The sequence below is a fragment of the Pseudomonas sp. Tun-23181 genome (genome assembly GCF_057415455.1).
Map to the genome: position 1 here is coordinate 1,953,533 of NZ_CM171630.1, position 21,743 is coordinate 1,975,275.

General features: G+C 60.8%; 13 protein-coding genes and 5 tRNA genes. 7 read left to right on the plus strand and 11 right to left on the minus strand.

The genetic code is table 11. The features are described from left to right. Together ACDI39_RS09510 and ACDI39_RS09515 are read right to left on the minus strand one after the other, a co-directional pair. Positions 1 to 2,397, minus strand: coding sequence for an Ig-like domain-containing protein (locus ACDI39_RS09510; RefSeq protein WP_253080445.1), 2,397 nt, complete (start codon positions 2,395 to 2,397; stop codon positions 1 to 3). A gap of 84 nt (positions 2,398 to 2,481) precedes the next feature. Continuing rightward, positions 2,482 to 4,338, minus strand: coding sequence for a hypothetical protein (locus tag ACDI39_RS09515; RefSeq protein WP_253080446.1), 1,857 nt, complete (start codon positions 4,336 to 4,338; stop codon positions 2,482 to 2,484). Positions 4,339 to 4,595: 257 nt separating this feature from the next. Here ACDI39_RS09515 and ACDI39_RS09520 point away from each other — a divergent pair, with 257 nt between their 5' ends. The 5 genes from ACDI39_RS09520 to ACDI39_RS09540 all read left to right on the plus strand — a co-directional run bounded on the left by ACDI39_RS09520 (position 4,596) and on the right by ACDI39_RS09540 (position 14,790). Continuing rightward, positions 4,596 to 5,039, plus strand: a complete 444-nt coding sequence (locus ACDI39_RS09520) for a hypothetical protein (RefSeq protein ID WP_225787086.1) — start codon at positions 4,596 to 4,598, stop codon at positions 5,037 to 5,039. A 39-nt stretch (positions 5,040 to 5,078) separates the two neighbouring features. Beyond that, a complete protein-coding gene (locus ACDI39_RS09525) occupies positions 5,079 to 10,187 on the plus strand; it encodes an RHS repeat domain-containing protein (RefSeq protein WP_486538484.1) in 5,109 nt (1,702 codons plus the stop codon). A 219-nt stretch (positions 10,188 to 10,406) separates the two neighbouring features. Beyond that, positions 10,407 to 12,977, plus strand: coding sequence for a fimbria/pilus outer membrane usher protein (locus ACDI39_RS09530; RefSeq protein ID WP_253080448.1), 2,571 nt, complete (start codon positions 10,407 to 10,409; stop codon positions 12,975 to 12,977). Further along, positions 12,977 to 14,062, plus strand: coding sequence for a fimbrial protein (locus ACDI39_RS09535; RefSeq protein ID WP_253166263.1), 1,086 nt, complete (start codon positions 12,977 to 12,979; stop codon positions 14,060 to 14,062). The genes ACDI39_RS09530 and ACDI39_RS09535 overlap by 1 nt, the downstream gene beginning before the upstream one ends. Before the next feature lie 254 nt (positions 14,063 to 14,316). Then, the gene (locus ACDI39_RS09540; RefSeq protein WP_253080450.1) at positions 14,317 to 14,790 is read left to right on the plus strand and encodes an autoinducer binding domain-containing protein; all 474 of its coding nucleotides are present in this window, start codon (positions 14,317 to 14,319) and stop codon (positions 14,788 to 14,790) included. 124 nt (positions 14,791 to 14,914) lie between these two features. Here ACDI39_RS09540 and ACDI39_RS09545 read toward each other — a convergent pair. The 5 genes from ACDI39_RS09545 to ACDI39_RS09565 all read right to left on the minus strand — a co-directional run bounded on the left by ACDI39_RS09545 (position 14,915) and on the right by ACDI39_RS09565 (position 15,473). Beyond that, positions 14,915 to 14,990 (minus strand) — tRNA-Gly (locus ACDI39_RS09545). A gap of 86 nt (positions 14,991 to 15,076) precedes the next feature. After that, positions 15,077 to 15,152: transfer RNA gene (locus tag ACDI39_RS09550), tRNA-Gly, on the minus strand. A gap of 3 nt (positions 15,153 to 15,155) precedes the next feature. Beyond that, positions 15,156 to 15,231, minus strand: a tRNA-Glu gene (locus tag ACDI39_RS09555). An 88-nt stretch (positions 15,232 to 15,319) separates the two neighbouring features. After that, positions 15,320 to 15,395: transfer RNA gene (locus ACDI39_RS09560), tRNA-Gly, on the minus strand. Positions 15,396 to 15,397: 2 nt separating this feature from the next. Continuing rightward, positions 15,398 to 15,473 (minus strand) — tRNA-Glu (locus ACDI39_RS09565). A gap of 390 nt (positions 15,474 to 15,863) precedes the next feature. On the opposite strand from ACDI39_RS09565, the gene ACDI39_RS09570 reads away from it, so the two are divergent. Next, positions 15,864 to 16,631, plus strand: coding sequence for a hypothetical protein (locus ACDI39_RS09570; protein WP_225787091.1), 768 nt, complete (start codon positions 15,864 to 15,866; stop codon positions 16,629 to 16,631). Between the two features lie 239 nt (positions 16,632 to 16,870). Here ACDI39_RS09570 and ACDI39_RS09575 read toward each other — a convergent pair whose 3' ends face one another. Beyond that, positions 16,871 to 17,356: a GAF domain-containing protein gene (locus ACDI39_RS09575; protein ID WP_225787092.1), complete on the minus strand. Its 486-nt coding sequence runs from the start codon at positions 17,354 to 17,356 to the stop codon at positions 16,871 to 16,873. Beyond that, positions 17,353 to 18,243 carry an ATP-binding protein gene (locus tag ACDI39_RS09580; RefSeq protein ID WP_225787093.1) on the minus strand — a complete coding sequence of 297 codons (891 nt, stop codon included), beginning with the start codon at positions 18,241 to 18,243 and terminating at the stop codon, positions 17,353 to 17,355. Before ACDI39_RS09580 ends, ACDI39_RS09575 begins: the two co-directional genes overlap by 4 nt. A gap of 111 nt (positions 18,244 to 18,354) precedes the next feature. Here ACDI39_RS09580 and ACDI39_RS09585 point away from each other — a divergent pair, with 111 nt between their 5' ends. Next, a complete protein-coding gene (locus tag ACDI39_RS09585) occupies positions 18,355 to 20,712 on the plus strand; it encodes a response regulator (RefSeq protein ID WP_253080451.1) in 2,358 nt (785 codons plus the stop codon). Here ACDI39_RS09585 and ACDI39_RS09590 read toward each other — a convergent pair. Together ACDI39_RS09590 and msrB are read right to left on the minus strand one after the other, a co-directional pair. After that, complete coding sequence (locus ACDI39_RS09590; RefSeq protein WP_225787095.1) at positions 20,702 to 21,190, minus strand: glutathione peroxidase; 489 nt, start codon at positions 21,188 to 21,190, stop codon at positions 20,702 to 20,704. The genes ACDI39_RS09585 and ACDI39_RS09590 overlap by 11 nt on opposite strands. 13 nt (positions 21,191 to 21,203) lie before the next feature. Next, on the minus strand, positions 21,204 to 21,599 hold the full coding sequence (gene msrB, locus ACDI39_RS09595; protein ID WP_253080452.1) for a peptide-methionine (R)-S-oxide reductase MsrB: 396 nt from the start codon (positions 21,597 to 21,599) through the stop codon (positions 21,204 to 21,206). Between the last annotated feature and the right edge of the window lie 144 nt (positions 21,600 to 21,743).

The following is a 21,743-nucleotide window of genomic DNA, read 5'->3' on the forward strand; positions in this document are numbered from 1 at the left end:
TCAGAACCTCCGGCTACGTACCAACTGGCGCATCTGCGCGGTACATGCCGCCTCGGCGTCGGTATAAGGCATAGGCACCACCGTGTAATTCCAGATCGAGATGAGCGGACTGTTTTTAGCTGCGCCGGCGATAATCACGTAGTCGCCCTCGTCCGCCCCAGGGGTGTAGATTCCCGTAGCGGCATCGACGCTGCCTGTGCCTTTGACGGTGTACCAGTTAGTTTCGGCAGGATCGAAAATGACCTCACCGTCCTCCCCCTCGGCTGACAATACAAGCTTGAGACCATCGCCCACTTTCGACAGGCTGATGAACGCTGGCGTGGCGACCCAAGCCACTGGAATGTCGATGATTTCCGTGCGTCCAGCACCGGTCACCTGCAGTTGGTCCAGATGCATGAGCTTGGCAAGGCCCGGTTCTCGGTTGGCCGGTTTCTCGGGTGCGACATAGATCCGCACGTTCTTGTCCTTGGGAATGTCCAAGTCCGAATCGCCGGGCTCCGGTGCTCGTTGAGTGCCCAGTGAGTCTTCGGACATGGCCCATTGCAAGCTCGCGTCGATACTCCCACCCTCTACCACATAGCGCTGCGGCTTTTCGGCAGTGGAATAGAACGCATTGAGCAGGTTCGGGCGAACCGCCACGGCCTTGGGCACGACGCTCAACAAGGCGCTGCTGCTATGATCGCCAACGGTGGCGGTGACGATGACGCGCTTCACAGTACCGGTGATCTGCTCTGCTGCTGGTGCCTGGTAAAGACCGTCAGAGACACTCCCGACATCACCTTCTTCGCCGGGAAGCCCCTTGACCGACCAGGTTACGGCCCCAGCAGGTTGAGGGTCCAAACGCAACTGCAGCGTACCGTCTGCAGCCAGTACCTTCTCGAGTGGATCGATGGCGAACGCCGTATGTTTAGGGGCTAGGTACCCGAGTAATGACACATCGCCGGGTAGTTCAAGCAGACTTGGCGTAGCGACTTGTTCACTACGGAACAACAACGAGTTGAGCCGTAGCAGGTCGACAGTCACACTGATATTTTTCATTGCATTGAGGACAGGGGTGAAGCTTGCACGAGCGGCTTGGTTGAAGTTAGCCAGCATGTGAGGGATATAATCTCGATCGTACTCCTCATCGCCCGTGGAGAGGTTGACTGTGCCGGCGACCTCGCCACCAGTCAACACGATGCATCCCTCATCATCTAACGCTGCGGAAAACTCGCAGGACAAATCAATGTCACCATAGAGGGGCATCTTGCCCCCTTCCCAACCGTTATTAATGTATACGTAGAACCCAAAACCGTACGGCAGTGGGGCCATCCCTTTCCAGCGAAATACAATTTTTCCCTTGTTGAACTCTCCGCTTGCAACTCCTGACATTGCAAAGATATCAATATTTATTCGGTTCCGATTATCATTAAAAAGCTTATAATCTTGATAACCCTTCAATAAAATATGACCAGTACTGACTTTTGTTATAAATTTACTGTCATCACGCTCATACTCATAATTATTTCCACCATAACCCGGCATCTGCCGAAGGCCTTCGGTGAGGACATTTTTCATCCACGCTTCATTACCCAACAGGACACTCAGCGAGTAATCCTCCCCGTCCGTGGACTCGGGCAATAGAAACGGCATATCTTGGTCTCGGGTAGGGAAGTCACCATTACCCTCGCCATTGAATGCGACGCCAACCAATATGGCACCGTCTTCTTGCTCCTCTGCATCCAGACTCGGTGTCGATCTGCCAGCTCTGGCCAGGGAATGCGTCCGCACGGCAAATGAAGTAGGATCGATCCCGTCCTCGAATCGCCGGATCGTGTTCAACTCCCATACCCTTTCGTTATCCGGAAGCTTTCCGAACTCGTCCTTGATGAACTCACCCAACTTGAGGTTCAGGTCTTTCCAACTGGACACTTCGAAGGTATAAGTGCCCGCCTCCCCGTCCGACAGGTCGATCAGCACACGACCATCCTGATCGATAACCCCATCGGCATGGTTGAGTTTGATTTGCATGCGAACCTGTGGTGCGGTAAGCGGGTCGAGATGGGAAATGCCCACCAGTTCGGCCTGACCGTTATCGGAACGACGCCATTCGGTCAGCCTACCGCTCACCACCGGCATGCTCAGTGTCGCTATTGAACTGCCGATGTTGGCGGTTTCGAACGATAAACGCGGCTGACCAAGCTTGAAGTCGGACATTTGCGTCCAGATACCGCTATCGGTTTCCTTGGTTCCATTGATCGGCTTCAACCAGTGACTGTCATCGAAACGTGCGATGAACTCCTGCGCCAACAACCGGTTGGCCCGCTGGCGATCGTAAACCAACAGCGCCCCCCAGCCTTTGGTCCGGGGCTCTTGTTCAAGGTAATTCAGGTATTGCGAAAGTGTAGGCCTAGCCATGATCGGTTCTCCACCATCATCATGCGATAACGACCTGCATTAGCGGGTCGCGTGAGTACGATGTGCTGTTATGTCGCGCGGAACTTAGGGTACTAACTGCAAACTTTTGCTTTTGAACTCGGTGAAAAAGTCGCCACCATCGAAACTGGCCCTGGCGTACAGGGTGAAGGTGTCCCCGAGGGGCACTTTTTCGAGCAGGCTTTTCGCCAGTTTGGCCTTCACCCCCGCCGTCACCTCCTGCGCGGTCACCGGCAGGGCATCACGGATGGCCTCCTCCCATGAGCCGGGGCCCGAGCCCCTGCCAATCGATAAGGTGAGCAATTGCCCTTCGGCGATGAACGACCAGGTACCCAATGACAAGTCAGCACCCGCTGCCGGTACAGCTGCCAGCGACAAGCTGAGAGACTCGGCCTGCTCACAGGTGACTTGCGGATGGTACTGGGCAGGCTCCGGTTTTATCCGCAGGAAGAAATGCTCGGAATCCACGTGCCCCTTGGCACTGACCAGCCGGTAGAACACGGGGAAACGACGCGACTCGTCCTTCTCCCCTCTGCCCATGTTCGCTGGTACATATTCAGGCGGAATATGGAATCGCAACGGGTTGTCGGGGCTTGCCGGCTCCTCGGCGATGTATTGGCCGAGCGGCGAAATCCCCCACCAATGCACGTGCAGTGCTTCGCCTGGCTGCACGACCCCGGGCGGTACATCGACGTAAACGCCGCTCAGGGTATCGTCAGCTGCCAGGGTGCCCCAGTTGGGTGTCTTATCGGCAGTGGCACGGTTGACCAACAACGCCTCCAGCTGGCGTGCCATCACTACCTCGAGCCGCAACGCTTCGGAGCGCAATCCAGCCCCTTCTCGACCGAACAGATAGCTCACCTCCACAGTGGCCCCCTGGCTCTCGGCCAAGACCGCGAAATCCACCTGGAACGCAATCGATTGCGACGCGACCGTGCTGGGGTCGACGCGCAGGGTCTGCAGGTAATCCCGGGCAGGGCTGCGCCAGCGCAGGACAATGCGGTCGGAAACAGCCATCTCGTCGTAGATGGGCACCCGCACGACCAGGCCATTGCGAAATTGCGCCGGGTCCAACGGGTCGCCCTCCTCGTGCCCGTCGATGACCGGCTTGCCCAACGGAGGCGGCAGCATTGCCGTCGAGTCGACGGCCAGGCGCTGCACGGGAGACCCAATACGCTCGCCGTCGACGAACTCGATCTCATACGAAGCCTGCACATGCCCTGGGTCGATGAACCTGAAGAACGTACGCCTCACGTCATGACTCAGCGCCGCTTTGTCCAGATGCTCCTGGGTGACCGTGAGCACCTTGCGCTCTTCGTCGTCTTCGTCACCCTCCTCGTCGTAGCTCACTACGGTCAGGGTGACCTTGTCACCGACCTGCATCGCCTGGTAAGGAGGGACAAGGAACCTCACGCCCGTAGCGTCGAGGGTATCTGGCTGAATGATCAATCCTTGCGACTGGATGGCTTGCATGACGGGCAAACGTTCGTCCTGCCCACGTGTTCGCAGGCCAACATAACAAAACTGGCGGAGCGACTCGCGCCCGGCCTGGGTATACGAAAAAAACGCCCAACCGCCAGCAGCGGAGGTTATGGTGCTGTTCGCGATAGTGACCTCGAGCCCCCGCTCCAAGTCACCCTCCCTGACTGGCACGGTTGCCCCGACATCATCGAATGCCTCTCCGGCGGGGCTGCTGCCCACCCAACGGGGTGAGACCAAGTCGCCCTTTTGCATGCCGGTGTACTTGATGACGGCAACCAGATCAGCGCTGCCCAGTTTTTCCAGATCGATTTCATCGAACTCAGTCAAATCAGGAACAATAGGTACTTCAAGATTTGATGATTGGCGATCATTCATTTCCAACTGCTCCTGTACCAGCACCGTATTACCAAGACCTTGAGGGCTGCAGAAAATAACGTGCATACGAGTTTCGCCCTGCTGCCACACGGAAACTTTTTAGCCCAGCCCACCTTCTCCAACAACTGGCAAAATTGCTAGGTCATTGGGCTAATGCCGAAATCGAATAACCGCAGCCCACCCGACCTGATAAATCTGCCAGGTGCGTCCCCCTTGGCTTTTTTATAAGCTTTTTTGGCAAACGGGCGCCATTCGACGCTCCGCTCTGCCCGAACAGAGCGCATCTTTCCATTTGCCGCGACAGCGCAAGCGAGGCAACGTTCATGCATCCAGGAAATTCAAGAACATCGGCGGCACGACAAGCAGGCTCCATCATTATCTGGACCAGCGAGGAGCAAGAGTCCTACACGTTTCATCTTCCCGAGTCAGGAAGCGGTGAAACCGTAGTATTCGATATTGAAGAAAAGACCGAAGAACCTCGGTTCATCGAGATGTCTGGCATACCGTCGGCGGCCATCATTACCCTCGCGTCCAGAGACAAGGACGAGAACGACCAACCTAAATGGTGGGTAACATGGAAAACCACGCATGCCCCTTCAATGCTACGTCGATTTGAAGTTTATTATTTTGGTAACTCCTATATCGAAGGTGACTTCATTATCGAAGGCCTGGGCATACTGGTAACAAAAAAGTCCACCGAGGAAGTGAAGCGGGATGGCTTGGGCAGTATTACCGTTGAAATCTCCGCAGCCCCGCCCGCGGCCTGACCTCCTTCGCCCTCATCCCAACACGAGAGTTTTCATGCCATGGCCATTGCATCCAATGCCTTTAATTTCGGCAGTTTCGTGCAGAGCAATGTCGACCCGCGGACCGGGCAATTTACGTTGTCTATCGAACTGCCGGTATTGCACGCCAATGAGTTGTGCGGACCCGACCTGCCCCTGCGATTAACCTTCAATCCCTTGAACGAGCAAGATGCCGGGCTGGGGATCGGTTGGAGCCTCAAGCTCAGCCGCTATTCACTGACCAGCAACATGCTCGAGCTCCATACCGGCGAGAGTTTGAAGGTATACGACAATGGGCCCGGCCAGACACCCGTTATCCCCGAGCAAAAACTCAAGAGTTTCAACTTCAAGAACATCAGTGATGACGATACCAAGCGCTACCGGGTGGCTCATCAATCCGGCCTTATCGAGGTGCTCGAACCACAGCCGAGCGATCCGACTATGGCGCTACCGGTACGTATCCTGTCGCACACCGGTCATGGTATCCGTCTTGAATACACTCACGAGGCCAAGCCGCGTTTATGGAAGATCCATGACGACCACCGCACGCTGCTGAGCATCGATTACGAAAACGCCATTCGCCCGAAGCTGGACATCCATCCCGGCACGGAGGCCTTCGCGCGCTTCGCGCTGAAGCTGGACAACGACGAACTTCGAACGATCATCCTGCCCGACGATACCCGCTGGGAACTGACCTACCAGCGCTACGGCAAGCTACGCTTCATCACCCAGCTGCAAAACCCTGGCGGCGGTAGAGAGTCAGTGACCTATAAGGAAAAAGGTCATCAGTTTCCTGGCATCGCCAGGTACCTGCCCTACGTGAGGGAGCATGTGGTCAAGCCCGACCCGTTTGATGAAAAAAGCTTCATTCACACCTGCTACAGCTACACCCCCGAAAACTTCCTGGGCAACGGTACAGGCATTACCTGGAACGACGACCTGGGCGACAACCTCTACGAGTTCACCGGTAGCGATTTCGAATATGGCAGCACGGCCAGCCACTACCTGGACGGCAAGGTATTGCGCACGGTCGAGAGTACGTTCAACCGGTTTCATCTGTTGCGCAAACAGGTGACTTGCCAGGAGGGCTGCATCGACACCGTCGAGACCCTCTACCACGAAGTCGATAACGCCCGCTTCCCGGACCAGCCAGCCCACTTCCAGTTGCCCCGCGAGGTAAGAAGGGTCTGGACCTTGCGTGACGATCCACGCCTACGCCAGGAAGAAGTAGCCACCATGACCTACGACGAGCATGGCAACCTGCTCGAAGAACGACTGGCCAACGGCATGCGCATGGTGCGGGAGTATTACACCAACGACGAGAACGACGATTGCCCAGACGACCCAGAAGGTTTCGTACGCAGCGTCAAAAGCCTGACCGTGTATCCGGCGCCTACCGCCAGTACCGAAGGGGCACCCGCCCAGACGGTGACCACCCGTTACCGCTACGTCAAGCTGCCCGCCTTGGCACAACAGGACCCAAACCTGAAGCTCGGCGGTTGGCTGGCCATCGAACAAGAGGAACTGATCGAACTTCAAGGCGAGGGCGAGGGCAAGACCGAGCGGGTGCTCAGTTGCACTCATCGCCGCTACCTGCACAAACCCGACAATCCCTTCCTGCATGGGCGCCTCGACCAGCAGACCGTCACCATCGACGGCACCTCGTCGACCAGCCGCTGGCGCTACCAACGGGTCGAGGACGATGCCGACAAGCTGACCTGGAGCCAGAGCACCGAGACCTTCAGCGCCCCCTGCGGCACCGTGGAAAAAACCACCAGCCGTAAGCACTCCCTGCACACCGGGTTGTTGGTAGAAGAAGAGGACCCCAACGGGATCGCCATACGCCACCACTACGATGTGCTGGGCCGCCTGGTGGAACAAACCACCGCCACTGGCATGCCCGAGCAGGCGACGCGTCGTTTTGCTTATCGACTACTCACCGAGAACGGGCGTACCTATGCCTGCGAAGAAACCACCGACGTCAATGGCGTACTCACGCGCACAGTGTACGATGGCAGCGGCCGCCCGCTGCGACGAGAGCGTGATACCCAGGAAGGGGAGGACGCCAAGGTGGTCACCCGCAAGGTATCGGACAGCCAATACGACTCGATCGGGCGCCTGGTCGGTGAGACCTTCCATGATTACCTGCCCCCCGAAGAGGACAGCCCGACCCAGCAGGAACGCATCCTGAGCATGCCCTACACCTATGCCTATGACGGCTGGGGGCAGCGCTGCGAGGTCACTCGCCCTGATGGCGTCAAGGAGCGCACCGACACTTCACCCTTCGGTATCGACGGACAACGCATCGCCCATTGGCAGGAAAGTCCCGAGAACCCTGGCCAACGCCTACAGTTGAACGTCAGCGAGTTGAACCGTTTCGGCAAACCGATCCACCACTACCGGCTGATCGAAGAAGACGGCAAGGCCCCACGACAAGTAGGGCGTACCGACTATGCCTATGACGGCCTTGGCCGCTGCATCCGCGAAACCCTCACCCTCGACGACCCCCCCCAGCGAAAGGCGATCGAACGCACCAAGCGCTACACATACGATGCCCTGGGCCGCATGTTCGAAACCCAGCGCGCGGACGGGTCGATACTGACCCGGCATTTCGCCAAGCACAGCCTGGGCGAGCTGACCACACTGCTACAGGTGCGCGCTGGCGAAGACGCACCGAGCAAAACCGTCTGCAAGCGCGGCTACGACGGGCTCGGGCGCCTGACCCGCCTGAGCGTTGGTCCGCGTATCGAAACGTATGGCTACAAGGCCGCTACATCGCTCATGGAAACCCGAACGGCATACACCCTGCAACCGACCGACAACCGAACACGCAAGCGGGTGATCACCTATAAGTATCGGCCCGAACTCACCGAGCAACCCAGCCAGGTGACCGCCAGCATCGAAGGGGGCAATCAGCCGCTTGCCAGTGAAACGGCAGTTTTCGGCTATGACACACGCACAGCCGGCATCAGCAGCGCGAAGAACGATCTTGGCGAACGCATCTACCGCTACGACGCGCTAGGGCAATTGACCGAGGAGTGCTGGATCGGCAACCAGGGCATCCCCTCCTACGAGACCCAGTACCGACATTCCCAGCAAGGCCGCGCCCTGTATCGGAAACACAACGACGGTGTGGCCTGCACGTACACCTACGACGACCACGGCAGGGTCAGCAGCGTCCGTCAAGGCACCTTGCAGTCGACACTGACCTACAACGCGCAAGGCCTGCTCCACAGCGCGCATACTCAGGACACCGCCAGCCAGCAGCAAGCCCTGTGCACCCTGCAATATGATGCCCTGGGCCGGGAAACGACCCGTACCCTCAGCGCCAACGGCCAGCAGCAGACATTGACGCTGGACTGGCAGGATAACGACATGCTGCGTGCCCGCACCCTGTCGCGCGAAGGCAGGCAGGTACGCCGCGAAACCTTCGAGTACGACGCGCTCGATCGTCTGGAAGCCTATGACTGCGAGGGCGAGGCGCCGCCCGGCAATGCCCGTGGCCGGGCGATCAGCAGCCAACTGTTCCGCTTCGATGAGTTGGACAACATCACCCGATGCGTCACCCATTTCGTCGACGGCAACAAGGACGATGCACGTTTCTCTTACGCCCCCGACGGCAGTTTCCAATTGCACGAAGTCACCCACACGTTGCTCGAAGATTATCCGCAACAACAGGCATTCCGATATGACGACCAGGGCAACATGCTCAACGACGAATATGGCCGCACCCTGCAATACGACAGTTTGGGGCGCCTGCAACGGGTAATAGATACCGATGGTACGTCGGTGCTGGCCGAGTACCTGTACGACGGCCACAACCAACTGACCGCGACACTGGAAGGCACGCGCCAATCGCAACGTCGCTTCCTCGACCACCGCCTGGAAAGTCTTCTGGAAGACGGTGCGCTGACGCAGTACCTCTACGCAGGTGGCCAGCCGACAGCCGTGCAAGCCGCCAGCAATACACTGCTGTTGACCGACAGTGCGGGCAGTGTGTTGACCGAATGCGACGAGGACGGCGTTCGGCATGCCAGCTACAGTGTCTATGGCGAACAGTCCTGCGAAGTAGCGGGCGACACCCTGCGCGGCATGCTGGCCTTCAACGGCGAGGCTCGCGAACAAGCGCTGGGCTGGTACCTGCTAGGCAGCGGTTACCGTGCCTACAACCCTGGCCTCATGCGTTTCCATAGCCCAGACTCCCTGCCGCCCGAGGTTTCAGGCATCAACCCTTACCTGTATGCATTGGCCAACCCCGTCAACTGGCGCGACCCTACGGGCCACCGTGCACGCTCGATCTGGCGGCCGGATGCGCCATGGTCCTACATCGATCCACCCGAAAAGCCCAAAGTCCCCTGGTATGCATGGATCGGGGTCGCCGTAGCCTTTGCCGTACTGGTGGTGTCGGTCATCACCATGCCGTGGACGGCACCTGCCACGATAGGCATTACCGCAGGCTATATCGCAGGGGTGGCAGGCGTGGCTGCCAACGCCGCGGCTGCGGCTTTGCAAACCGCGTCGGTACTGACCTGGGCTGATGATCCGGAGATGTCCAGTACACTTTCCAATGTCGCGTATGGGGTAGGCTTCCTGGGTATGGTGCTGGGTGGAGCGGGGGTCGCAGCGGTCAATCAGTCACTGCGGGCGGCAAATCAGGCCCAAGCAGCCGGCGCCCTGGCAAGGGGAGCCAATGCCGGCGCCAAGAGCACTGCCAATGCGGGTGTACAAGTCGAGCTCGGTACGTCGACGGCACCGGCCGCAACTCAAACGGGCGGAAACATCCGCGCAACCGCTGTCAATCTGATGGATGAACTTCCATTCCCGGAGGGTTTCGAGTCGGTCACCCGAACGCGGACTGCCGCCAGTCGTGCGCCTGTCGCTTCGACGTCTCAAGGCATCAAGACAAAACCCATCAGCCAGGTGAAGGCTGAAGTCCACCCGGTTCCCACTGCAGCCAAGATGACACCGAAAACACATCCCCTCCCAAACAATGTCTCAAACAATGGAACAGGATTCGGAATGAATCTGACGTTACTTGATGAAAGTCGAAGCTTTGTCCTCATGAAAAACCTTGGTGGAAAGTATGAGGTCGTCCAGCGGTCTGGCACCATCCCAGGTGCGCCTAAGTAGTTCCCTCCACTACCGTTCCTGCTGCTGATCGCAGCAGGAACCCCTCTTGTTCATCGAATCATTCTCCCCACTCCGTAGATTCGCCCTACAGCCCAACTCGTCCTGAGTACTTAACCTAACCCCCGCATCCCGCAGTGACTGCACGACCGTCGTCACTCTCACTCATGCTCAGGCGCCACTTTTGCTCCATCTCTCGCTGGCGCCGCTCAGGACACGCCCATGCTCCAGCTCGCACGGCGCAGGCTAATGCCGTCGCGCCCCCCTTTTCCCCGATTGCCACCGCTGCTTGGCTGCAGCATGATCCTGACCTTGGCTGCACCCACGGCAGCGGCCACTGCACCCAGCGCATTCCAGGCAGGCTTCATGCGGCAACCGCCCGGCCAATCCGCCGAAGCCGGTGCCCTGGCGCTACAGGCCCTTGCCACCCAAACCGCCCTGCCTGCCGGGCGTTATCGCGTAGCAATCCTCCTCAACCTGGTACCCCTGCACGAACGCGATGTGGACTTCAGCGAACGTCGTGATGGCCGTGGCCTGCAACCCTGCATCAATGCAGAGTTGCTACGCGAGCTGAACCTGCGCGAAGAGGCCCTGGACATGCCCCTGCCTGATGACGACCGCTGTCTGGACTTGCAGCAGGTCATACCCCAGGCACGCGTCGAGTTCGACCCGACCCGCCTGCAACTATCGCTCTCCATACCGCAGATCGTCCTGCGCCAGGACCGGCTCGGTAGCGTACCTGAAGCGCGCTGGAGCGAGGGCATCGATGCCGCCTTCATCAACTACCAGGCATCGGCCCAGCACAGCAGCAGCCGCGCAGGGGGTAGCCGCAGCAGCCAGGACCTGTACCTCAATACCGGCCTCAATCTCGGTGGCTGGCGCCTGCGCAGCAACCAGGCCCTGCGTGAAGACCAGGACGGCTCGCGCAGCTGGACGCGCAGCGACACCTATGCCCAGCGCGACATACCAGGCTTGCACGCCAACCTCACCCTGGGCGAGACGTTCACCAACAACGAGATGTTTCGCAGCGTGCGCTTCAAGGGCGCGCAACTGGCCTCCGACCACGGCATGCTCTCTGACGCACTGCAGCACTATGCCCCGGTGATACGTGGCGTTGCCCAGAGCCGAGCGAAGATCGAAGTCCTGCACAATGGTTACCCGATCTATTCCACCTATGTGGCCCCGGGCCCTTATGCCATCGACGACCTGAGCGTAGGGTCGGGCCATGGTGAACTGGAGGTGGTGATCACCGAAGCCGACGGTCAAGTCCGCCGCTTTACCCAACCCTACGCATCGATCGGCAACCTGCTGCGCGACGGCATCTGGCGCTACACGGCAACCGTCGGCCGCTACGACGGTTCCGAGCATCTCGACAATCCACCCTTCTGGCAAGCCACGCTGGCCCGCGGCGGTGCCTGGGACACCACCCTCTATGGCGGTCTGCTGTCGAGCGACTACTACAATGCCAGCGTGTTCGGCCTGGCGCGCGACTTCGCGCACCTTGGCGCCTTGTCGTTCGACGTGACCCGTGCCGACAGCGATCTTGGTGCCGAGCTGGGCAAGGTGCAGGGCCACAGTTTCGCCATCCGCTACGGCAAAAGCTTCCAGACCCGCACCAACCTGCGTTTCGCCGGCTACCGCTACTCCACCGAAGGGTATCGCGATTTCGACGAGGCCGTGCGAGAACGCAACGCTGCCACTCACTATCGAGGCAATCGACGCAGCCGCCTGGAAGCCTCGGTGTACCAGAGCATCGGCCAGCGCAGCACCCTGAACCTGACCTTCTCGCAAGACAGCTATTGGCACACCCGTTATCAGCGCCGCCAGTACCAGGTGCAATACACCACCCGCATGGGAAACCTGGGAATCAACCTCTTCGCCTCCCAAGCACTGGATTCACGCAACAGCGACAACCGCCTGTTTGGGGTGAGCCTGAGCCTGCCGTTGGACTTCGGCACCCCCCACCACGCCACATTCGATCTGCAACGCGACAATGGCCGCTACAGCGAACGCGCCAGCCTCAACGGCACCCTGCCGGGCAGTCGGCTCAACTACACCGCCTCAGCGACCAACGATAGGATGGGGCACAAAAGCGGCGCGCTGTCGTTAGCCTATCAAGGCAGCCAGGGCAGTATCGGCATGGGCTACACCGAAGGCGACGATTACCGGAACCTGTCGGTCAACGCCAGCGGCGCGCTTCTACTGCATGGTGAAGGCGTGGCATTGAGCCCGTACCTTGGCGAGACCATGGCGCTGGTCCATGTGCCGGAGGTAGCCGATCTGGGCATACAAAATACCGCCTCACGCACCAATGCCGAGGGCTATGCCCTGGTTCCCTACCTGCGCCCGTACCGGAGCAACTCGTTGGTGCTGGAAACCGACCAATTGTCGCCAGAGATCATCATCGAAAATGCCAGCCAGCAGGTAGTGCCCCGGCGCGGCGCAGTGGTCAAGGCCGCCTTCGAGGCGCGCCGGGTCATACGCATGGTGCTGACACTCCGGCAAGCCGACGGCCAGCCACTGCCGTTTGGCGCCCAGGTCATCGACAGCCAGGGGCAAACCCTGGGCGTGGTGGGTCAGGCCGGCCAGACACTGCTGGCGACCAGCACGCAAGGCCAGCAGAACGTGACCGTACGCTGGGGCGATGCTCACGCGCAAGCCTGCCAAGTGGCGCTCGACCCGCACAGCATGGCAGTGGACAACGGGTATCGCCTGCAGAGCCTGGACTGCCATCGCATCCATGACCATGACGTCAGCCCTTCTTCCTCTTTGACTGCCCAGGAATTCTTCTAATGAAATCGAGTTACCGTCATCGTCACCGCGCCTTCGGGCTGGCACTTTGTGCGCTGCCCTGCTGGTTGCTGTCAACGTCTGTGCAAGCCTACTGCCGATTCCACCCCGGCCCGACCTACATGACCTTCGAACGCGCCATGGGCACCCTCTGGGTGCCCCGAGACGCCCCCATAGGCTCGGTCATCGGCAGCCCGCAAGACATGTATACGGGAAACAAGGAAGGCGCGGTCCTGAACTGCTTCTACATGCCCGACGATCCACCCACGGCCAACCTGCCCAACACGGCGCCTATATTCCCAGGCACTCTCCCTCCGATTAACGGCAAGGATGTCAATGGCCACGTGATGCAGACGAATGTGCCAGGCGTTGGCGTCTACATTGATTTGGGCTACCCCTACAATGACAGCGCCGATAACAACTTCACGCCCGACGACGGCTCTACGGCAATCCCCTATACCGGGACGATGAGAAGAAATACAGGATTCAACATGCCTCTGTCAGCGATGTACGGTGAAGCCCTGTTCATAAAGATCGGCGACATCCCACCAGGGCCCCAGTTCGTCAGCGGCGAAATATTCCATGGCTTCATCCACCATTTCGGCAAAGTCATGGAGTATCACCTCAGTGCAACGGTCCATCAGGCCCAATGTTCGTTGAAAGCCGATGCCGTAAGCGCCGACCCGGTACTCTTGGGCGACTACAAGCTCGATGATTTCAAAGGTGTTGGTACGACAACACCTGCGGTGCCCTTCCATATCACACTGAGCGATTGCCAGGACGCCAGCGCGCCTAACCCTCAGCCCGCCCGAGTTCATATCGAGCTCGATGGCGTGAAAGGCTCGACCCCAACCGTACCGGCTGAAGGGCGGTTCAGCCTGACGGGAAGCTCGGACGCCGCGGGCATCGAAATCCAACTATTACGCAGCGATGGTACGCCGATGCCGCTAGGTACCAAGGTAAATGTGAAACCCGTGGAGATAGGCGTGACACGCCTGGATTTCCAGGCCCGCTACTACCAGAGCGCCTCGAAGGTCACACCTGGGCTGGCGGAGGGCGCGTTGAGCTTTACTGTGAGTTACGAGTGACGGAGGCGGCTCGGCTCCGGCAAGGCTCAGCCCGACCTCCAGACGCCAAGTACAAAAAACACCATGCTCCATTGGCAGGTTAGATTTCATCAGCCACTTGATTAAACATCCTGTTTATTTTCCTGGACACGGATTCAGCGCTACAGTGGTTGACCTATCAGCCCCGGCTAGACCCGCCTCAACGATTCCAGAAAGAAAGGTAGTCGGACCGCCACGACCGACACAGGTCAGGCGTCAACCTACAAGGAGGTGCAATGAAATGCAGGACCATTGAACACTGGCAACGCTTGAGCGATCTACCTGCAATGCTCGACGCCCTGCCGGATATCACCAACGAACTGGGATTTCGGTTCCATGACTTTTCCTTCTGCAGCCCTGGGCATCACGTCGAGTCAGGTAACCTGCCGGCGGGAGCCCCTGCATTGATTCACGCCGCACTCGAGCTTAGCGCCCCCCACCAGCAAGGTTCGGAGCTCCCGTTGTTCTGGACCCCAGAAATCTTCGCCGCCACCCCTGACATGTGGGCCAGGGCGCAAGCGATGGGCTTGACGCATGGCTGGGTGCAGCCGCTGCACGACGGCACGGCCAGGAGCAGCCTGGCGCTCCTGCGCCCCGACGCCAGCGTGTCGGCAGCAGAGCTCTACGAGAAAGCGGCCATCGTCATCTGGGTGGGTAAACAGCTTCATCGGGCCGCAGCGCAAGCGGGTCACGGAGGCTCGAGCGTCTGACGCACCCTTGCCCATGGCGCAATGGCCAGCCCATGTGATGCGGCGCCGCACAAACGAAAAAAGACGCCGAAGCGTCTTTTTTCGTTGATCTACAGACTCCCTTGGAACCCTGCAAATCGATATTTGGAGCGGGAAACGAGACTCGAACTCGCGACCCCGACCTTGGCAAGGTCGTGCTCTACCAACTGAGCTATTCCCGCATTGTGAAGCTTTACCGCCAATCGACGTGAAGCGCCTTGAAGACCTTCACCATCACTGCACCGCATAGACGCCACAGTATCGAAACTGGAGCGGGAAACGAGACTCGAACTCGCGACCCCGACCTTGGCAAGGTCGTGCTCTACCAACTGAGCTATTCCCGCAAATGGCGTCCCCTAGGGGACTCGAACCCCTGTTACCGCCGTGAAAGGGCGGTGTCCTAGGCCACTAGACGAAGGGGACACACAACGCTTTTCAGCGCACCAGGATTTCCTTTCGAAGCATCCTGGATTTCTTTTTCCAGCACCGCCGAAGGCCATGCCGTGGAAACTGGAGCGGGAAACGAGACTCGAACTCGCGACCCCGACCTTGGCAAGGTCGTGCTCTACCAACTGAGCTATTCCCGCATTGGCGTCCCCTAGGGGACTCGAACCCCTGTTACCGCCGTGAAAGGGCGGTGTCCTAGGCCACTAGACGAAGGGGACACGCTACATCTTTTCACTCCCTGCCGCATATCGCGTTGTGCTTTACGCTGCAAGTGGCGCGCATTCTATGGACGCCTTGGGAAGCCGTCAACCCTTTTGTGGAAATTTATTTAAATCAATGACTTCCGCCCTTCTTGATAGCCAGGGCTGGAGGCGCCCAAGGATTGGCGTTGATTTTCTGACGACACCCCGGCAAGCTCGCAGCAAAGTGCCAGCACCTGGGGAAATCGGGCTTTTTGCCGATACCCACTCAGTGGGGACCGCTTCGCGGGCAAGCCCGCTCCCACAGGGGGCTACAGCAGATCGAACGCTGTCCGCCCGGCTGCACTGTTCGGTCGAAAGCGAACTTACTACACTCAAGCTGTAAAACTTCTTCATGAGGCGTTAACGGTGACACCACTTCTGATCACCCTGCTCATCGTGGCGGGTATCGCGTTGCTGATCGTGATCGGCTATCTGAACAACGTGGTCGAGAACGCCAAGCTCGAGCGCGCGCGCCTGAAGATCGAACTGGGCGAGCGCCTGCGCCGCTGCGGCGAGATCACCGAGACCTTCCCCGGGCAACTGATGACGCCCGCCCTCAAATTGCTGCTGACCCGCCTGGAGCTGAACCTCAACCAGCGCCAACTGGCCCTGGACAAGCACAACGGCGACCTCGCGGCGCGCATCACCGAACTCGAAGGGCTGGTCGCCCAGGGCGAAGGGATTGCGGTGAACAACCCGCCCAGCCCGATCCAGACCGAGGCCAAGGCCAAGGACGTGCGTTTCCTGCTGGAGCTGCTGCACAACCAGGTCGTGCGCGCCACCCAGGAAGGCTTCCTGGCCACCAGCGAAGGCAAGCACTGGGTCAAGGAGATCCGCCACATGCTGGTGCTGCTGCACATCGAGTTCTTCAACAACCTCGGCCAGCAGGCCCTGCAGCAGAACCAGCCGGGGCAGGCGCGCCTGGCCTTCGAACGGGGCGTGCAATACCTGCGCAAGCAGCCCGAGCCCAAGGTGTACGAAGAGCAGCTGACCTACCTGGAGAAACTGCTGGCGCGGGCCAATGCCCAGGTGCTGGACCAGATGGAGCCGGCGCAGAGCGACGAGAACGCGCTGACCCAGGGACTCAAGACCGATGAGGACGAGACCTGGAAGAAGAAGGTGATCTACGACTGATCCTGGCTCAGCCGTGGGCCTGAACAGGCATGAAAAGGGGCCATCAGCATCGTAATGCTGTTCACTTAAGTCTGATGTGACATCGATTGGGGCTGCCTTGCAGCCCTTCGCGGGCAAGCCCGCTCCCACAGGATCGTGCTTGCAGCGTACTTGTGGGAGCGGGCTTGCCCGCGAAGGGCCGCAAGGCGGCCCCAATTGCTTAAGTGAACAGCATTACCATCATCATCGGCCCTTTTCTTTTATCGGCAGTCGGTCAACTCGAGGAAGATCGCCGCCAAGCGCTCCAGCCCCAGCTGATCCGCCTCGCTGAAGCGCGCCAGCTTCGGGCTGTCCAGATCCAGCACGCCAATCAACCGGCCCGCCTTCACCAGCGGAATCACCAATTCGCTGTTGGAGGCGCTGTCGCAAGCGATATGCCCCGGGAAGGCATGCACATCCTCGACCCGCTGGGTCTGCCGCGAAGCCGCCGCGGCACCGCACACCCCCTTGCCGAACGGAATGCGCACGCAGGCCACCTGGCCCTGGAACGGCCCGAGCACCAACTGCTCGTCGCGGTTGAGGTAGAAGCCAGCCCAGTTCAAGTCCTCCACCTGGTTGAACAGGAAGGCCGAGAACTGCGCGGCGTTGGCGATGAAATCGCGCTCGTCGGCAAACAGCGCCTGTACTTGCGCGGCCAGCAGGTCGTAGCCATCGAGGCCGCTGCCACTGGCATTGAGATCGATCATTGTTTCTGCTCCAGCAATTGCAGTCCGACCCAGTAGCGGGCGAACTGGTAGGCACAACGGCCATTACGGTTGCCGCGGCCAGTGGCCCAGCGCACGGCGAGTTTGTCCAGCGCCTCGTCGCGCTGCCAGGTGAGCCCGGCCGCCTGGGCCAACTGGCCGATCCAGTGCTCGACCACGTTGAGGAAATGCTCCTGGGTGAACGGGTAGAATGACAGCCACAGGCCGAAACGGTCGGACAGGGCGATCTTGTCTTCCACCGCCTCGCTGGGGTGCAGTTCGCCGTCGATCATCTTCCAGTTCTCGTTGTCGCTCTGCTTCTCCGGCACCAGGTGGCGGCGGTTGGAAGTGGCGTACAACAGCACGTTGTCCGGGGCCTGCTCCAGCGAACCGTCGAGCACGCTCTTGAGCACCCGGTAGTCGCCCTCCCCCGCTTCGAACGACAGGTCGTCGCAGAACAGGACGAAACGTTGAGGCAGCTTCTGCAGTTGCTCGACCACCCGCGGCAGGTCGGCCAGGTGGTCACGCTCGATCTCGATCAGGCGCAGGCCCCGGCCTGCGTGCTCGGCCAACAGGGCACGCACCAGCGACGACTTGCCGGTGCCGCGCGAGCCCCACAGCAGGGCGTGGTTGGCCGGCATGCCATCGATGAACTGCCGGGTGTTGCGGCCCAGTTGCTCGCGCTGCTGGTCGACGCCGATCAGGTCGTCCAGGCGGATGTCCAGGCTGACCTGAAGCGGCATCAGGTAGCCGCTGCGGCCATCGCGCTGCCAGCGCGCAGCCAGGGTGGTGCTCCAGTCGATGTCCGGGCGGGGCGCGGGCAACAGGGGTTCGAGGCGCGCCAGTACCGATTCGGCGCGTTCCAGGAAAGCATTCAAGCGAGCGTCCATGACGACTCCTAGCAGACAGATTTCAGTTTTTTCGGGGCCGTCAGGCGGCCCCCTCTAAGCCATCAACTGAAATGAACAGACAGACCCGCCAGCAGCCGAGGCTGATCGGCTATGCTTGCGCAGCGCAAGGGACATGAAACCGGCTCGGGACTCATGGATATCAAGTTCACCAATCGCCTGTCATACAAGCAAGCCCGGTTGACAGTCCTGGTCGGCTTCATCCTGGGAACATTGCTCAGTCTCATCCAGATCGGCATCGATTATGCCAGCGAAGACGCCTCCATCAACCGCGAAGTGCAAGCGCTGCTGCAAATCAGCCGTGATCCGGCCTCACGCGTGGCCTACAACATCGACGCCGAACTGGCCCAGGAACTGACCCGGGGCCTTCTGCAGGCACCGACGGTGATCCGCGCCCGGCTGATCGACAACAACGACACCGTGCTGGCCGATGTCCAGCGCCCGCGCGTGGAAGACCGCTACCGCCCGTTGAGCGACTTCCTGTTCGGCGAGCAACGCCTGTTCCAGGAGCGCCTGTTCTTCGCCCACATGCCCCACGAGTACCTGGGCACGCTGTACCTGGATGTCGACACCTACGCCTTCGGCAGCCGTTTCCTCGACCGCGCCGGGGTCACCCTGGTCAACGGCTTCACCCGCAGCCTGGTATTGGCCGGTATCCTCCTGGCGCTGTTCTACATGATGCTGACCAGGCCGCTGGTCACGGTGATCGGCGCCCTGAGCAGCAGCGACCCGCGCCAACCGCAGCAGGCCCGCCTGGAATGCCCCCACGGCCACGAGCACGACGAGATCGGCGTGCTGGTCAAGGTGGCCAACCAGCAATTCGTCAGCATGGCCACCGAGATCCAGCAGCGGCGCAACGCCGAGAACCGCCTGACCCAGTACCTCAACGAGCTGGAAGACATCGTCTCGGCCCGCACCGACGAGCTCAAGGCCAGCAACGAGCGCCTGAGCCAGTCCAACCAGGAGCTGGAGCAAGCCCGCCGACGCGCCCTGGACATGGCCCAGGCGCGGGCCGCCTTCCTGGCCAACATGAGCCACGAGATCCGTACCCCGCTCAACGGCATGCTCGGCATGATCGCCCTGGCCCTGGACAGCCCGCTGGCCGCCGAACAACGCCAACAGCTGTCGATCGCCCATGATTCGGGCAAGGTGCTGGTCGAGCTGCTCAACGATATCCTCGACCTGTCCAAGTTCGATGCCGGCCAACTGGAACTCGAGCGCATCCCCTTCGACATGGGCGCCATGGTCGAGGACACCGCCAACCTGCTGTCGCAGAATGCCGCGGCGCATGTCGAGCTGACCTGCCTGGTGGCCAGCGACTTCCCCAGCAGGGTGCTGGGCGACCCCACCCGGGTTCGGCAGATCGTCAGCAACCTGCTGTCCAATGCGCTCAAGTTCACCCGTTTCGGCCGTGTCGACGTGCGCCTGGGCACGATCGTCGGTGGTGTGCGCCTGGAGGTGCGCGACACCGGCATCGGCATTCCCGAACAGGCCCAGGCGCGGATCTTCCAGCCCTTCACCCAGGCCGGCGCCGGCATCACCCGCCAGTACGGCGGTACCGGGCTGGGCCTGACCTTGACCCACAACCTGTGCAAGGTCATGCATGGGCACCTGTACATCCACTCCGAGGCGGGCTTCGGCAGCCGCTTCAGCGCCGACCTGCCCCTGCCCGCCCATACCGAGGCCATGGCCCCGGCACCGTTGCAGGGGCGTGTCGTCGCCCTGTGCAACGCCACCAGTGGCCTGGCGGAGCTGCTACAGGCCCTGTTGCCCGGCTGGGGGCTCGACTACCGACGGCTGGACGACCTGGCCGAGGTGCAGATTACGGCGCCCGACCTGCTGATCACCGACAACCGGGAACATCCGCTCGCGCTACGCCCTGGCTTCAAGGCCCCCATCCTGCTGGTGACCGCCTATGGCAGCTTCCTGCACGGCGAAGCGGCCACAGGCCTGGCGCCACTGCTGCAACTGGCCCGCCCCCTGGCGCGCAAGGCCCTGTACCAGACCCTGCGGCGCACCCTGCAAGGTGGCGAGGCCGACACCCCGCAGGGCGGCGCACAGGCCAAGGCCCAACGACAGCGGGCGCGCATCCTGCTGGTGGAAGACAACCCGGTCAACCAACTGGTGGCCAAGGGCATGCTGGCCAAGCTCGGCTGCGAGGTGCTGCTCGCCACCCAGGGCGCCGAAGCCCTGGAGCAACTGGAGCGGGAGGCCGTGGACATGGTGCTGATGGACTGCAACATGCCGGTGATGGACGGCTACGAAGCCAGCCGACGGATTCGCCAGGACGGGCGCTGGTCACAACTGCCCATCGTCGCCCTGACGGCCAACGCCATGCCCGAGGAGCGCGAACGCTGCCGGGCCGCGGGCATGGACGACTACCTGGCCAAGCCGTTTCGCCGCGAGGAGCTGCTGGCGCTGATCGACCACTGGGTGCCGATCAGCGGCTGAGCAAGGCCTCCACCGCTGCCTTGAGCGCCTCGGGCTTGGTGCTCGGGGAATAGCGGGTGACCTTGCCGCTGGCCGGATCGACCAAGAACTTGGTGAAGTTCCACTTGATGCGCTGGGTGCCGAGCACGCCAGGCGCGCGTTGCTTCAGTTCGACGAACAACGGGTGAGCGCCAGGGCCGTTGACCTCGATCTTGCGAAACAGCGGAAAGCTCACGCCGAAGTTGCGCTCGCAGAACTGGGCGATCTCCCGGGCATCGCCCGGCTCCTGCTTGCCGAACTGGTTGCAGGGAAAACCCAGCACCACCAGCCCGCGCTCGCGGTAGAGCTGCCACAGCTGTTCCAGGCCCTTGTACTGGGGCGTGAAGCCACACTGGCTGGCGGTATTGACCACCAGCAGCGCCTTGGCCTGGAAGTCGCCCAGCCGCTTGTGCTCGCCGCCCAGGGTGACGCAGGGAATGTCCAGCAGGGAATCGGCCATGTCGGTTCTCCGGTCAGTCACGCGGCTTGAGGTCCAGGCACACCGAGTTGATGCAGTAGCGCAGGCCGGTCGGTGGCGGGCCGTCGGGAAACACATGGCCCAGGTGGGCATCGCAACGGGCGCAGGTGACCTCGGTACGGATCATGCCGTGGGAGGTGTCGCGTACCTCGATCATCGCGCCCTCCTCGATCGGCTCGTAGAAGCTCGGCCAACCGCAGCCGGCGTCGAACTTGGTGCGTGAGTCGAACAGCGGCAGATCGCAGCAGATGCAATGGTAGATGCCGTCGCGGCGCTCGCTGTTGTACTTGCCGCTGAACGGCCGTTCGGTGCCCTTCAGGCGACACACCTGGTACTGGGCGGGATCGAGCATCTCGCGCCACTGCTCCAGGGTTTTCTCGATCTTTTGCATGGGTGAACCTCGGCAGGCTGAATTTCACCGTGCGCCGTCTTTATTTATGGCGCCGGTGGCACGTATATTAGTCGGCTTGTTGTGCCAGCCAGTCTGGCACGCGCCTCGCCCTTTTCAAACCTTTTGACGGCGGCGCGCCGCGAC